12 protein-coding genes, 1 tRNA gene and 1 pseudogene are annotated in these 14,647 nt (G+C 66.8%); 11 read left to right on the forward strand and 3 right to left on the reverse strand.

What is annotated here, in order from left to right; genetic code table 11:
* Nucleotides 1-7: 7 nt before the first annotated feature.
* From AC4AMJ_RS15610 to AC4AMJ_RS15625, 4 genes and pseudogenes are all read left to right on the forward strand, one after another.
* Nucleotides 8-1,126 carry a phosphotransferase family protein gene (locus AC4AMJ_RS15610; protein WP_489913161.1) on the forward strand — a complete coding sequence of 373 codons (1,119 nt, stop codon included), beginning with the start codon at nucleotides 8-10 and terminating at the stop codon, nucleotides 1,124-1,126.
* Complete coding sequence (locus AC4AMJ_RS15615) at nucleotides 1,127-2,248, forward strand: Rv3169 family protein (RefSeq protein WP_489900230.1); 1,122 nt, start codon at nucleotides 1,127-1,129, stop codon at nucleotides 2,246-2,248. It begins immediately after the preceding gene.
* 17 nt (nucleotides 2,249-2,265) lie between these two features.
* Nucleotides 2,266-3,770: pseudogene (locus AC4AMJ_RS15620) on the forward strand (alkaline phosphatase family protein).
* A gap of 44 nt (nucleotides 3,771-3,814) precedes the next feature.
* Nucleotides 3,815-3,888: transfer RNA gene (locus AC4AMJ_RS15625), tRNA-Leu, on the forward strand.
* Between the two features lie 136 nt (nucleotides 3,889-4,024).
* On the opposite strand, the gene AC4AMJ_RS15630 is transcribed toward AC4AMJ_RS15625, so the two are convergent.
* Complete coding sequence (locus tag AC4AMJ_RS15630) at nucleotides 4,025-4,471, reverse strand: Rieske (2Fe-2S) protein (protein ID WP_489900227.1); 447 nt, start codon at nucleotides 4,469-4,471, stop codon at nucleotides 4,025-4,027.
* Between the two features lie 187 nt (nucleotides 4,472-4,658).
* Between AC4AMJ_RS15630 and AC4AMJ_RS15635 the strand changes: the two genes are divergently transcribed.
* The 7 genes from AC4AMJ_RS15635 (at nucleotide 4,659) to AC4AMJ_RS15665 (ending at nucleotide 13,047) form a co-directional block, all read left to right on the forward strand.
* Nucleotides 4,659-5,549, forward strand: coding sequence for an AAA family ATPase (locus AC4AMJ_RS15635; RefSeq protein WP_489900226.1), 891 nt, complete (start codon nucleotides 4,659-4,661; stop codon nucleotides 5,547-5,549).
* Entirely contained in the window at nucleotides 5,546-6,640 is a 1,095-nt protein-coding gene (locus tag AC4AMJ_RS15640; RefSeq protein WP_489913163.1) for a vWA domain-containing protein, read from the forward strand. The genes AC4AMJ_RS15635 and AC4AMJ_RS15640 overlap by 4 nt, the downstream gene beginning before the upstream one ends.
* A gap of 144 nt (nucleotides 6,641-6,784) precedes the next feature.
* On the forward strand, nucleotides 6,785-7,264 hold the full coding sequence (locus tag AC4AMJ_RS15645; protein ID WP_489913165.1) for a (2Fe-2S)-binding protein: 480 nt from the start codon (nucleotides 6,785-6,787) through the stop codon (nucleotides 7,262-7,264).
* A complete protein-coding gene (locus AC4AMJ_RS15650) occupies nucleotides 7,261-9,669 on the forward strand; it encodes a xanthine dehydrogenase family protein molybdopterin-binding subunit (protein WP_489913167.1) in 2,409 nt (802 codons plus the stop codon). Before AC4AMJ_RS15645 ends, AC4AMJ_RS15650 begins: the two co-directional genes overlap by 4 nt.
* Nucleotides 9,666-10,520: an FAD binding domain-containing protein gene (locus tag AC4AMJ_RS15655; RefSeq protein WP_489913169.1), complete on the forward strand. Its 855-nt coding sequence runs from the start codon at nucleotides 9,666-9,668 to the stop codon at nucleotides 10,518-10,520. The genes AC4AMJ_RS15650 and AC4AMJ_RS15655 overlap by 4 nt, the downstream gene beginning before the upstream one ends.
* A gap of 2 nt (nucleotides 10,521-10,522) precedes the next feature.
* On the forward strand, nucleotides 10,523-11,188 hold the full coding sequence (locus AC4AMJ_RS15660; RefSeq protein ID WP_489913171.1) for an SRPBCC family protein: 666 nt from the start codon (nucleotides 10,523-10,525) through the stop codon (nucleotides 11,186-11,188).
* Nucleotides 11,189-11,442: 254 nt separating this feature from the next.
* The gene (locus tag AC4AMJ_RS15665) at nucleotides 11,443-13,047 is read left to right on the forward strand and encodes a hypothetical protein (protein ID WP_489913173.1); all 1,605 of its coding nucleotides are present in this window, start codon (nucleotides 11,443-11,445) and stop codon (nucleotides 13,045-13,047) included.
* 164 nt (nucleotides 13,048-13,211) lie between these two features.
* Here the strand turns inward: AC4AMJ_RS15665 and AC4AMJ_RS15670 are convergent, their stop codons facing one another.
* On the reverse strand, nucleotides 13,212-13,859 hold the full coding sequence (locus tag AC4AMJ_RS15670) for a cation diffusion facilitator family transporter (RefSeq protein ID WP_489900219.1): 648 nt from the start codon (nucleotides 13,857-13,859) through the stop codon (nucleotides 13,212-13,214).
* 156 nt (nucleotides 13,860-14,015) lie between these two features.
* Entirely contained in the window at nucleotides 14,016-14,630 is a 615-nt protein-coding gene (locus AC4AMJ_RS15675) for a pyridine nucleotide-disulfide oxidoreductase (protein ID WP_489913175.1), read from the reverse strand.
* Between the last annotated feature and the right edge of the window lie 17 nt (nucleotides 14,631-14,647).

Genomic DNA, 14,647 nt, shown 5'->3' on the forward strand with positions numbered 1-14,647 from the left:
TGTCCTGATGCCGGAAACCGATTCAACCGACCCCAACGAGGTCGCACGTCCCACGTCGTCACGACGCGATCCCGATTGGCTGAGGTCCCGCCTTGCGCGGTGGCTGCCCGGGGTCACCGGTGCCCCCACCACCGTGACCCGTCTCGAGATCCCCTCGGCCAACGGCATGTCGAGTGAGACGATCGTGCTCGACGCCGAGTGGGACGACTCGGCCCACCAGCTCGTCGCCCGGGTGGCCCCGCTGCCCGAGAGCGATCCGGTCTTCCCCGCCTACGACCTGGACCGCCAGTTCCGGATCATCGGGCACGTCGCGTCCACCACCTACACGGCGTTGCCGCCGCTCTACTGGTCCGAGCCCGATCCGGAGCCACTCGGCGCACCGTTCTTCATCATGGGCCGTATCGACGGCGTGGTACCGCCGGACGTGATGCCGTACACCTTCGGCTCCTGGCTGACCGAGGCGTCCGGCGGTCAGCGGGCGACGTTGACGGAGAAGACGATCGAGACGCTGGCGATGATCCATTCCGCTCCCGTTCCGAAGGAGTTGCTCGATCAGCCGGGTCCGGGCGAGACACCGTTGCGGGCGCACGTGAGGCGTCTGCGCGAGTTCTACGCGTGGGCGTCGCAGGGCCGTCGCGGTTCACCGCTGATCGACCGCGGATTCGATTGGGTCGAGACCAACCTCCCTGCCGAGTCCGAGCCGGTGCTGACGTGGGGTGATGCGCGGATCGGCAATGTCATCTACCGCGACTTCGTGCCCGCAGCGGTACTCGACTGGGAGATGGCCGCCTACGGGCCACGAGAACTCGACGTCGCGTGGTTGATCTTCCTGCATCGCTTCTTCCAGGATCTCGCGGAGATGGCAGGCATGCCCGGGCTGCCCGACTTCCTGCGCCGCGACGAGGTGGCACAGATCTACCAGCGCACCAGCGGTCACGAACCGCGCGACCTCGGGTTCTACCTCACCTACGCGGCACTCATCCATGCCGTGGTGATGTTCCGCATCCAATCCCGCGCAATTCATTTCGGCCAAGCCGAGGAACCCGCTGACACCGACGACATGATCCTGCATCGCCCCACCCTCGAGGCGATGCTGGCCGACACCTACTGGGAGAAGGTCCGCTGAATGCTCTCACCCATGGACGACTACCCCATCCATCAGGTCGCCGAGGTCATCCGACATGTGCAGACCTCCGACCGCAACTTCTATGATCGGTACTACTTCAACTGCCATGGACCGGATGCGGATTCGCCGTGGCTGATCGTGGGACTCGGCGTCTACCCCAACCTCGGTGTGACCGACGTCTTCGCGGTCGCCCGGCTTCACGACGAGCACATCGTGGTCCGGGCGTCCCGCGCCCTGGGTGCCGACCGTGCCGACCTCACCGTCGGCCCCTTCCGCATCGACATCCTGGAAGGCCTACAGCGGCTGAGGGTTTCACTCGCGCCGGGACATGGCGACCTCTCGTTCGACCTCACCTTCGAGGCCGACGGTCCAGCAGTTCTGGAGCCACGGCACTTCCTGCGCCAGATCGAACGGGTCACCTTCGACACCCAGCGATTCGTCCAGACCGGCGGCTGGTCGGGGTCGATGACGGTCGACGGCCGACAGTTCGAGGTCGCCGCTCCCGCATGGCGCGGTAATCGGGACCGGTCGTGGGGTGTGCGTCCGGTGGGTGAGCCGGAACCTGCCGGCCGCAGAGCCGATGCGCAGGTGTCGGGCACGTTCTTCTGGATCTACTCGGTGATGAGGTTCGCCGACCATGCCATCGTCGTGGTCGTGCAGGAGACCGAGACCGGCGAACGCGTCATGGACGACGCACGCAAGGTCTTCGACGATCCGGATCGCGAACCCGAATGGCTCGGGCATGTCTCGCACGAGATCTCGTTCATCCCGGGCACCCGCGAGGCAGCGGCGGCCACTCTGCGTTTCGTCCGGCCCACCGGAGCCGTCACCACCGTGACCTGTCAACCCGAGATCGCGAACTACCTCGGCATCGGAACCGGTTACGGCCTCGAACCCGACTGGCGACACGGAATGTGGCAAGGCGAACTCAAGGTTTCCGATCTGCACCTGAAGATCACCGACCTGGACCCGATCATGAAGATGCTGTGCGTGACCGACCATGTCGCCCGATTTGTCGTATCCGACGGCGAGACAGACCAAACCGGCGACGGGTTGTTCGAATTCGCGGCGATCGGACCACATGAGCAATACGGCTTCACCGAGTATGCTGACCCGGCCTGACACGTCCGAGGAGTCTGATGTCCAACGTTCCGTTCGCCGGTTTGTCGCGGCGCGAGTTCCTGGCCCGGGTGGCCGCCGTCGGCGGTGGTGGACTGCTCACCTCGTGGGCCGCGCCGATCATCGACAAAGCCTACGCATCGGCCGACCCCGCGGGCACCGGTTCCCTGAAGGACATCGAGCACATCGTGCTGTTCATGCAGGAGAACCGCTCGTTCGACCACTACTTCGGAACCTATTCCGGGGTACGCGGTTTCGGCGAGAAGTCCAAGGTGTGGAAACAGCACGGCTGGGCTCCGGGCGCCGGGCCGTCCACCGGCTACACGCTCCCGTTTCGCTTGGACACGCGCAACGACGCCAATCTCGACGGCGAGTGCATCAACGATCCCGACCATTCCTGGGCGGGGTTGCATCAGGCGTGGAACGGCGGCCGAAACGACGCCTGGTTGCCGATGTCGATCAAGTCGGTCGGTCCGGCGAACGCGCCGGCGCTGATGGGGTACTACGAGCGTGAGGACATTCCTGTCCACCGGGCACTGGCCGAGGCGTTCACCTTGTGCGACAACTACCACTGCTCGGTCCTCGGACCGACCGATCCCAACCGCCTCTACTGGATGAGTGCCAGCATCGACCCGGCCGGTACCCACGGCGGTCCCCTGCTGGAAACACCTGGCGGACCATGCCGGAGAACCTTCGTGACGCTGGGGTGAGCTGGAAGATCTACAACAACAAGGACCTCGGGCCGGTGTCGAGCGTGGCTCTCGACGGGATGATGGGCTGTTTCAAGCAGGCCCAGAACCCCGACTCGGAACTCGCCCGCCGCGGGATCGCACCCACCTACCCCACCGGGTTCGCGGCCGATGTCGCCACCGACCGCCTGCCCAAGGTGTCCTGGGTGATCCCGTCGGCGATCAACTGCGAGCATCCCGCGCTGCCCGCCGCCCTCGGCGCCGTCGGCATCGTCGAACTACTCAACATCCTGACGTCGAATCCGAAGGTCTGGGAGAAGACCGCCCTGATCATCAGCTACGACGAGAACGGCGGCTTCTTCGATCACGTCACCCCGCCAACCCCGCCCCCGGGCACCAAGGGCGAGTTCGTCAGCGTTCCCGACATCAACAAGGTGCCGTCGTCGGGCGGAATCCGCGGTCCGATCGGACTCGGCTACCGCGTCCCGTGTTTTGTGATCTCGCCGTACAGCCGCGGCGGACTGGTCGCCTCGGAGACCTTCGACCACACCTCGCAACTGCGGTTGATCGAGAAGCGATTCGGTGTCGACGTGCCGAACCTGACCCCGTGGCGGCGGTCCGTCGTCGGCGACATGACCTCGACCTTCGATTTCGCGCATCGCCCGAACGCGGCGCGCCCCCGTTTCGGTGATCCTGTTCCCGACGCACAGAACGCGCTGCGGCAATGTGGACCGAACATCGCCGCGGGCACGCTCGGGTACGGACGCCCGTACCCGGTACCGCCGAACTCGATGCCTCGCCAGCAGCCCGGCACGCGTCGTTCGCCGAGCGGATAGTCCACGCAGAGGACCCAACCGCGACGTGGCACGATGGTCGGCGCGCCCCCATAGCCCAATTGGCAGAGGCAGCGGACTTAAAATCCGCCAAGTGTCGGTTCGAGTCCGACTGGGGGCACTGGTGGATCGCCGCAAGTACACGAAGAACTCCCAATTACACGCGATGCTTTGCGTGTAATTGGGAGTTCTTCGTGTCCTTGTGAGGCCAGGGCTCCACGTCCAGAACAGCCGTCGGGTCAGGCACCCGCGTGCCCTCAGCCGAGCGTGATCTTCCCGTCCGCGATGCTCACCGGTCGCGATGCCAGTGGCTCGGTCGCCGGACCGTGGACGACGCTGCCATCTTTAGCCGAGAACCTGCTGCCGTGGCAGGGACAGATGATCTCGTTGTCGGTGACGTCGCTGACGGTGCAACCCTTGTGGGTGCAGATCGCGGAGAAGGCCTTGTACTCCCCGTCGGCGGGATGGGTCACAACCGTTTTCAACGCGTCCATGACGACGCCCCCACCGACGGCGATCGACGCCGCGTCCGGGAGAAGTCCGCCACCGCTTGACGAGTCGGCACCGGCCGTCGTGCTCGAGGATGCGCTGCTGCTGTCGTCGGACCCGCAGGCGGCGAGCGCGGCCGCGCCGGCCACGGCAATCGCCGCGCCGCCGAGGACCTTGCGTCGTCCGATGCCGGTTGGGGTGTTGGGGTTGCTCATGTCTCTCCCGGGGCTGTGGGTGGCTGGCATGATCTGCGTTCATCGTGCCAAAGATCGAGGGTCGGCACATGCCGGCTGCGGATTTTCCCCGATTACGTCATCGCCCCACCATCTCCGCATGTGACGCATGTTGGCTTTGTGCACGGTCTCCACCGTGCACGGTCACGACTGGGCATAGGCTCGCGACGTGACCGATGCACGATCGCTCCCGGGATCACCCCGCGAACTGGCTGCGGCGCTCGAATCGACCGGCTATCTCGCCGAGGACGGCCTCGCGATGGCCGCGTTCCTCGCGCTCCGGATGGGCCGACCGTTGTTCTGCGAGGGTGAGCCCGGCACCGGCAAGACCTCGCTCGCGGTCGGGCTGGCGCAGGCGCTCGAACTCCCGTTGATCCGACTGCAATGCCATGAGGGCATCGACGCCTCGCAGGCCCTCTACGACTGGGACTTCCCGCGCCAGCTCCTTCACCTGCGCACGCTGGAAGCGGCGAGCACGGGCGCACTCGATGCCGACGCCGCCGAGTCCTCTCTCTACACCGAGCGCTTCCTGCTCGCCCGGCCCCTGCTGCGCGCGCTCACCGAAGCACCGTGCGTTCTCCTCATCGACGAGATCGATCGCGCCGATGACGAGTTCGAAGCGTTCCTGTTGCAGTTGCTCGACGAGAACGCGGTCACGATCCCCGAGCTCGGGCACGTGCAGGCAGCAACTCCGCCGCTGGCGATACTCACCTCCAACCGCACCCGCGAGGTGCACGACGCGCTCAAGCGCCGCTGCCTCTACCACTGGCTCGAACACCCCGGGCTGGCCCGCGAGATAGCGATCCTGCAGCGCCGGGTGCCCGGCATCGGCGACGAGCTGGCCGCACAGGTGGCGCAGGCGGTTCATGCGTTGCGCGGGCTGGAGTTGCTCAAGCCGCCGGGAGTCGCCGAGACGCTCGACTGGGCCCGCGCACTGCGTGAACTCGACCGCGACGAGCTCGACGCCGAGATCGCCGCGGCGACCCTCGGTGCCGTGCTGAAGTATCGCGAGGACCTCGATCGCGTCACGCGCGTCGGGCTGGAACAGCTGTTCGCATGAGCGGCGAGCTCGTCGGCATCGCGGGGTTCGCGCGGAGCCTGACACACGCCGGGCTACCGGTGGCCACCGACTCCGCGGAGGCGTTCGTCCGCGCGTTACGCGAGATCGACATCGCCGACGCCGAACAGGTGTACTGGGCCGGCCGGGCGACCCTCTGCCGCGATCCGGATGATCACCCACGCTTCGATCTGGCCTTCGACGCGTGGTTCGGCGACCGGATGCCGCGTCCGACCCGGCGGCCCACCCAACCGCGACAGAGCCGGATTGCTGCGCTGCGCACGTCGGGTGAGCAATCCACCGCCGGCTCGGGGCCCCATCTCGCGGTGGCCGCCGACGACACCGAGGTGCTGCGGCACCGGGACATCGCGTCGCTGTCGGCGGCCGAGCGCGCGCACCTGGCCGAGCTCATCGCCGAGCTGCGTCCGCGACCACCACGCCGAGCCGCGCTGCGGCGCACCCCGGCTCGGCGTGGACAGGTGGACCCGCGTCGTACCGTTCGCGAGATGCTCGCCGCCGGCGGGGAGCCGGTGCGCCCCAGCCGACATCGGCGCGCGACCCGGGCGCGGCGGGTGGTGCTGCTGATCGACGTCTCCGGCTCGATGAGTCCGTACGCAGATGCCCTGCTGCGCTTCGCACATGTGATGACCCGGGCCAATCCGGCCGGGACCGAGGTGTTCTCGGTCGGCACCAGGCTGACCCGGCTGTCGCGGGCACTGCGCGCCCGAGATCCCGAGCTGGCCCTCGCCGCGGCCGGTCGTGCGGTGCCGGACTGGGCCGGTGGCACCCGGCTCGGCGAGACGATGCAGGCGTTTCTGGACCGATGGGGCCGGCGTGGATTGGCTCGCGGAGCGGTGGTGGTCATCTTCTCCGACGGCTGGGAGCGCGGCGATCCGACGCTGCTGGCACAACAGATGGCTCAGTTGCGCCGTCTCGCCCGGGCCGTGTTCTGGGTCAACCCGCACGCGGGTGCCGCGGGCTACCAGCCGGTGCAGGGCGGGATCGCCGCTGCCCTGCCCCACATCGATCGCCTGCTCGCCGGACATTCGTTGGCAACCATGCAGGAGCTGCTCGCGGACGTCCACGACGCCTGACGCCGTACAGAACACCGGCGAATCCGCCGCACTGGATACGGATTCCGCGATTTCGGCTATCTGGTCCCAAGCGGTGGCGCAGAGTGACGTTGGAAGGTTTCGCCTGGCACCAGCCCACGATTGCCGGCAATCATTGGAGGCCCCATGCGCATCACAGTCACCGTCGACGGCACGACCTACACCGACGAGGTGGAGCCGCGAAAGTTGCTCGTACACCACCTACGAAACCAGCTCGGCAAGGTCGGCACCGTGATCGGCTGCGACACGAGCAATTGTGGCGCGTGCACCGTGCTGATGAACGGCCACAGCGTCAAGTCGTGCTCGGTACTCGCCGTACAGGCCGACGGCGCCGACATCACCACCGTCGAGGGCCTGGCCAGAGACGGCACTCTCCATCCTGTCCAGGAGGCCTTCCGCGACAATCATGGACTGCAGTGCGGGTACTGCACACCAGGCATGATCATGTCCACCATCGACATGCTCGGCGACAATCCGAATCCCGACGAGCATGATGTGCGCGAAGGACTCGAAGGAAACCTCTGTCGCTGCACCGGCTACCAGAACATCGTGCGGGCGGCACTCGACGCAGCCGACCGCATGCAGGGCACGGGAGGTGCTCGATGACCGCGACCGTCGAACCAAGTGCCGCCGCCGAACACGAGATCGGCAAAGCCCGGGTCCGCAAGGAGGACGACCACCTCATCACCGGTCGCACCCGCTGGACCGACAACCTCGTGTTGCCCGGAATGCTCCACATCGCGATCCTGCGCAGTCCCATGGCGCACGCACGAATCGCGAGCATCGACGTCGAGGCCGCCAAGGCGATGCCCGGCGTCGTCGCCGTCTACACCGGCGCCGACCTCGCCGAGGAGCAGGCCACACTGCCCAACGCGATGCAGATCACCCCTGACATGAAGGTCCCGCCGGCCCCGTCGATCGCGGTCGACACCGTCCGATTCGCGGGCGAGGCGGTCGCGATCGTCGTGGCGCGCGACACGTATGCCGCCCACGACGCTCTGGAGAGCATCGACATCGACTACGAGGACCTGCCCGTCGTCCTCGACATGGCCGCCGCGGCACAGGACGGCGCCGACCTCGTGCATCCCGACCTGGGGACCAACGTGCAGGCGGTGTGGGTGTTCGACTCCGCCGAGGCGGGCACCGGCGAGAACGTCGAGGACGCGATCCGAGACGCCGAGGTCGTCGTCGAGCGCACCCTTCGGCAGCAACGTCTGATCCCGGCATTCATGGAACCGCGTTCGGTGGTCGTCGACCCGACCGCGGCCCAGATCACCATGTGGTCGGCCACCCAGGTTCCGCACATCCTGCGTCTGATGCTGGCCATGACGCTCGGCATCCCCGAACACAAACTCCGGGTCATCGCGCCCGACGTCGGCGGCGGATTCGGCGGCAAGCTGCAGGTGTGCCCGGAGGAGGTCCTCGCGCTGCTGATCGCGCGACGCCTCGGCAAGCCGGTGAAGTACACCGAGTCCCGCAGTGAGTCGATGCAGGCGGCCCACCACGGCCGCGACCAGATCCAGAAGCTGACGCTGTCGGCCCGCCGCGACGGCACGGTCACCGGCATGAAGGTCGAGTTGCTCGCCGATATGGGCGCAACTCTGCGCGTGTTCACCGCCGCGGTGCCCATCCTCGGCGCATTCATGTACAACAGCATCTACAAGTTCCCCGCCTATCACTTCTCCTGCACCAACGTCTTCACCAACAAGGTGCCCACCGATGCCTACCGCGGCGCCGGACGCCCCGAGGCAACGTTCGCGATCGAGCGGATGATGGACGAGCTGGCCACCGAACTCGACATGGACCCGCTCGAACTCCGTGAGAAGAACTGGATCAAGCACGAGGAGTTCCCCTTCGACACGGTGGCCGGGTTGACCTATGACTCCGGAAACTACGAGGCGGCCACCGAGAAGGCCAAGGAACTGTTCGACTACGACGGGTTGCGCCGCGAACAGGCGGAACGACGCGAACGTGGCGACACGGTACAGCTCGGCATCGGCGTCTCCACCTTCACCGAGATGTGCGGACTCGCGCCGTCACGGATCATGGGCCAGTTGGGTGGCGGCGCCGGCGGCTGGGAACACGCGGCGATCCGGATGCTGCCGACGGGCAAGGTCGAGGTCGTGACCGGCAGCTCGGCACACGGCCAGGGCCACGAGACCGCCTGGAGCCAGATCGTGGCCGACCGGCTCGGTGTCCCCTTCGAGGACGTCGAGGTGTTGCACGGCGACACCCAGACATCGCCGCGCGGGCTGGACACCTATGGCTCACGGTCGCTGGCGGTCGGCGGCATGGCGGTCATCGCGGCGGCCGACAAGGTGGTCGACAAGGCGCGTCCGATCGCCGCACACCTGATGGAGGCGTCCGAGGACGATCTCGAGTTCACCGAGGGCAAGTTCACGGTGAAGGGCACCGAGAAGGCCATGGGCATCACCGACGTGGCGCTCGCGGTGTTCGCCGCACACGACATGCCCGAAGGAGTGGAGCCGAACCTCGATTCCGAGGCGACCTACGACCCGGAGAACTTCTCGTTCCCCCACGGCACACATCTGTGCGCCGTCGAAGTCGACACCGAGACGGGCTTCGTGAAGATACGCAAGTACGTGTGCGTGGACGACATCGGCAACGTGGTCAACCCGCTGATCGTGGAGGGACAGGTACACGGCGGTCTCGCCCAGGGCATCGCACAGGCCCTCTACGAGGATGCGATCTACGACGAGGCCGGCACCCTGCTCTCCGGTTCGTTCGCCGAGTACCTCGTGCCGGGCACACCTGATCTGCCGCACTTCACCACCGACCGCACCGAGACCCCGGCCACCGGAAATGTGCTCGGTGTCAAGGGAGTCGGCGAGGCGGGCACCATCGCCTCCACTCCGGCGGTGGTCAACTCGGTCCTCGACGCGGTACGTCACCTCGGCGTGCGGGACGTCGAGATGCCGTGCAGTCCGATGCGGGTGTGGAAAGCCATCCAGGCAGCCCAGTCCTCGTCCACACAGGGAGGTGCCCAGTGATTCCGTCCGAATTCGACTACGTCGCCCCGACCAGCCTGGCCGAGGCGGTGTCGGCTCTCGCCGATGCCGGTGAAGACGCCAAGGTCATCGCCGGCGGGCAGAGCCTGATGCCGGTGCTGCGGCTGCGGCTGAACTCGCCGAGCACAGTCATCGACCTGGGCCGTATCGACGAGCTGCGCGGTGTGCGCGACGACGGCGACGCGATCGTCGTCGGTGCGATGACCACGCATCATGACGTGATGACCGATGCCCTCGTCGGCGAGCACGCGGCGCTGCTCGCCGAGGCCACCGCGACGGTGGCCGACCCGCAGATCCGCCACCGCGGCACCTTCGGCGGCTCACTTGCCCACGCCGACCCGGCCGGCGATCTCGGTGCGGTGGCTGTCGCGCTGGACGCGACACTGACCGTCGCCGGGCCCAACGGGCAGCGCAGCCTCGACGCCGAGGAGTTCTTCACCGACATCTTCACCACCGCCCTCGAACCCGACGAGATCCTGGTCGACATCCGCATCCCCAAGCACACCGGCTGGACCGCTCACTACGAGAAGTTCCACCGGGTGTCGCAGAGCTGGTCGATGGTCGCGGTCGCCGCAACGGTCGACGTCGACGGCGGGGTGATCCGCAAGGCCGCGGTCGCGTTGACCAATATGGGAGCGGTACCGGTGCGGGCACGCGGCGTGGAGCAAGCTCTGGTCGGACAGTCCGCGGACGTCGACGTGATCCGCGCGGCTGCCGAACACGCGGCCGAGGGCACCGAACCCATGAGTGACCCGAACGCCGACGCCGAATACCGCACCCACCTGGCGAAGGTGCTCACCCGCCGCGCCGTCGTCACCGCAGCGGGGGTCTGACCATGCAGATGGAACACACTCTCTCGGTCGACGCGCCCATCGCGGACGTCTGGAAAGCGCTGATCGATCCGGAGCGGGTCGTCGACTGCATGCCGGGCGCCTCGCTGTCGGGCGTCGACGGGGACAGCTTCAATGGGCAGATCAAGGTGAAGATCGGCCCGGTCGCCCTCGTTTACAAGGGCGTCGGCACGTTCATCGAGAAAGACGAGAGCGCGCACCGCGCCGTGCTCGAGGGCAGCGCGAAGGAGTCCCGCGGCCAGGGCACGGCAAAGGCCACGGTGACGATGTCGCTGAAGGACGAGGGCGATCGGACAACCGGCACGGTCGTCACCGATCTGGCGATCACCGGCAAGCCGGCGCAGTTCGGCCGGGGAATGCTCTCAGACGTGGGCGGCAAGATCATCGAGCAGTTCGCCTCGTGCATGTCGCGCAAGCTCGGCGCACCGGAGCCGGCCGCGGAGACCCCACCCCAGACCGATGCGGCGCCACAGACCGGCGTGACCCCACCGCAGACCGGTACGACAACACAGCCCGCGTCCGAACCCGAGGCTCTCGATCTGATGCAATACGCCGGCGGTTCGGTCCTCAAACGGGTCGGACCGCTCGTGGGCGCGATTGCGATCGGCGCGATTCTGTTCGTGCTCGTGCGCCGGCTCAGAAACCACTAGGCCCTGCGGCCCGGCCGGCCTGCGCCGGCCGAAATCCCCACTGCTGGTTGAGCCGTTCGAGTCGTCAGGTGGCTCCGGCCTGCTCAACCGGCAGTTGTGTTGCGCCGCGTCGCGCCACGTTCGTCGTCTTTCTGATGAGCGAGTGGAGGCACCGCTGTGTCCTTCTGTCGATGACGTTTCTTGTCGGTGCCGCCCGTTAGCCTGGGTGGCAGTTCCACATTCGACCTGGTGAGTTCGTCCGTACAGGAAGGCGCGTGGTGTTCTCGTTCTCCGATCATGCCGGCGACGCCGCGGCTTTGTCGGCGCCGTGTGAGGGTGTCGAGGCGGAGATGGCGCGTACGGATGCGGTGCGCGATGTGTTGCAGCTGAGTCGTCAGGCCGAGGCGCGTGCGGTGTTGGGTGCCTATGAGATCGGGATGTCGGTCTACAACCAGTTGGTGAACCGTGACGGGCCGTACACGTCGAATTCGTCGTTGGTGAAGGCGCACAAGATGGCGACCGGGGAGATCTCGTTGCAGCTGAGACTCTCGCGCTCGAAGGCCGGTGATTGGTTCAAGCTGGGTGAGTTGCTGCAGGATCTGCCCAAGTTCCAGCTGGCCTACCTGGCCGGTGATTTCAGTACCCATCGGATGTCGGAGATGGTGCGGGCGGCGCAGGTGGCCCCCAAAGGTGATCTGCGCGAACGTATCGACGCGATCATCGATGCCGCCCTGGGGCCGGGACCCGAGGGTGCCGCCGGTGACGAGGACGCCGACACCGCAGATGGCGAGGGTGCCGCCGACTCCGCAGACGGCGCGGGCGCGCCCGATTCCGCAGACTCCGCCGACGACCACTCCGCCGACGACTGTGCTACCGACGATGACGCCGCCGACGATGATTCTGCCGGCGACTCCGGCGACTCTGGTGACTCTGGTGATTCCGCTGATACTCCGGGTAAGTCGCCGATCGATTTCGAGGACATCGCGCTGGAGTTGGGTTACCGTGCGACGACCGATCCGGTGTTGCGTGATCAACTCGGTGAATCGGTGATCTCGTTGGATCCCGATGGTTGTGCCGAGGCTCGTGAGGATGTCGCGCAGACGTTTCAGAACGTGACGTTCGCCAAGGAAGCGTTCGGGCACATGCAGATGTCGGCGTGTATCAGTGCCGAGCACGGGGTGTTCGTGCAGCAGCGTATCGCCGCGATGATCTGCGAGCGGGTGTGCCGGCGTGACCCGCGGCGTATCGGCGTGCAACGTGCGCTGGCCCTTGCGGAAATCCATGGTGTGCCCGGGGCGAAGCTGGCGTGCACATGTGGCTTCGACACGTGTCCCACCACGCAGGCCGAGCAGTCAGAGCCGCACAAGCAGACTGCCCAGGCCCCGCAGCAGCGCGCGCAATGCCGCAAGCCGTTCGATGAGCCGGAAACGGCTCCGATCGTCGAGCCGGAAGGCTGCGAGCAGGTCGTCGAACCGGAATGCCGCGGGCAGGTCGTCGAGCCGGGGGCAGCTCCGATCGGCGAGCCGGAGTTGGTGACCGAACCGACCGGCGGCCCGATCGAATCCAGCGCCGAGCCGGCGATACTGACCGAAACATTCGCCGGCCCAGTCGAATACAGTTCTGATCCGGAGCGCGCTGAGCCCGAGCGTTTCGCCCGGCCCGAGCGCCCGGCGTCGTCCGACAATCTCCCCGAGTCGGTCGAGACCGGGGACGACCATGTCTTCAGCTCACCGGATACGCTGGTCATCGACGTCATCGACTTCCCACTCGACATCGCAGGCACCGAGGCGGCGGCCGACGGGCGCGGATACCGACCCGCGGCAACGCCACGCGTCCGCAAGATGTATCTCTACCGCGATCGGCGATGTCGACATCCGTAGTTCAACGAGCTCCCATGTGGTCACCACAACCCCGGGTCGAGTAACCCGGGCCCCTCGGTGAGGGAATCAAATCGAGATTCCCCTGCGCCCCAGGGGTTTCGATGCAGCCTCCATCGGAGCCGCGACCGTGTCGAAACCCCGGACCCGACCTGGCCACCGGCGACTCAGTCGTCGTCACATACCAACTCGCCCTCCCACGCCTCGCGGCCCTCGTGGATCGCGAATGCGGCGATGACGAATCCGGCGACCGGATCGAACCAGGCGGCTCCGGTGAGCTCGAACAGAACAACGCCGGCCAGGGTTGAAACACTCAGCAGGACACAGATCTTGGTCTCGGCCGCATCGGCGAGGATGAGGTTGTCGTCGAGCCGACGCCCGACGCGTTTCTTGGCCGCGGCCAGGACCGGCATGACGATCAACGAGGCGACGAGCAGGCCGATGGCCACAGGTGATCGCTCGGGTTCCCCACCGTCGACGAGGCGACGAACTCCTTCGACGGTGACGTAGACCGCGAGCAGGAAGAACGTCGCGGCGACCAACCTCAGCGCGAGCCTTTCCTTGCGCTCGTCGGCGTGACCGTGGCGCAGCCGGGCCGCGAGTCGGACACCGACCAGAACCGCAGAAATGGACTCGATACCGGAGTCGATGCCGAAACCGACAACCGACACCAGTCCCGCCGCCAGACCTGCGGTGATCGCGACCGCACCTTCGACCAGGTTGTAGCCGACGGTGAACTGGGCCAGACGCAGCCCGCGCCGGGTGAGGCGTCGGGTCTCTGCGGGGGCGGGTGGGCCCTCATGTTCGGTCCTCACCGGTTGCATCCTCCTCCTGCGCCGCTGGATCGTCTCCGGGCAGTCGCTGTCGGTCCGTCGTGAGCGGTCGATGACACCGACGCGACCGATGCGTTGCTCGAGGTCTATCAGTATCCCGACAACGCCCACACTGCGCTGTGCCAGCCGTATCGGGAGTCAGGTCACGTCAACCGCGCGGAGGCAATAGCCGAGTGACTCGGGGTTCGAGAAGGCCCATTTGGTCTGGTCTTGGGTACAGGTGACCGACTCGTCGGATCTCGTGACCGCCTCGGCGATGACGCTGTTCGAGGCGGCGACCGCTGTGCAGTCGGCCTCTCGGTAGTCGACGAGCCGGCCTCCCGACACCGGGATCTGATAACACTGTCCTCCAACAAAATTGGGGGTCATACAGAGCTTGTCGGAATCTCCGTCGAAGGAGAGGCTGGCACTGTTGTCGCCGGCGCAGTCGCTCTCGGCGGCCACCGTGGAAGCGGCATAGAAGGTGAGTCCCTCGGCATCGCAAGAGACCTTGGTGGCACTCACCTTCCCCTCGTCGTCGGGCTGGTCGCCGATCTGCAGGCATTCACCCACGGCGATATCGGAAGTGCTCTCGACCGACGGATCGGTATCGGTGCCGATCGACACGCTGCACGCTGTCATCGCGGCGGCAAAACCGAGGCTGACGAGCAGCAGCCCACAGCGTAGGGCGAGCCGCCGGTGCGGACGGGTGGTCGACTCGTCATCGCCGATGTAGGTGATGACCGGACGGGGTGATGAATCCTGGAATGACATTGGTTGAGCCTTTCGGT

This window comes from Gordonia sp. LMA484 (genome assembly GCF_058129505.1).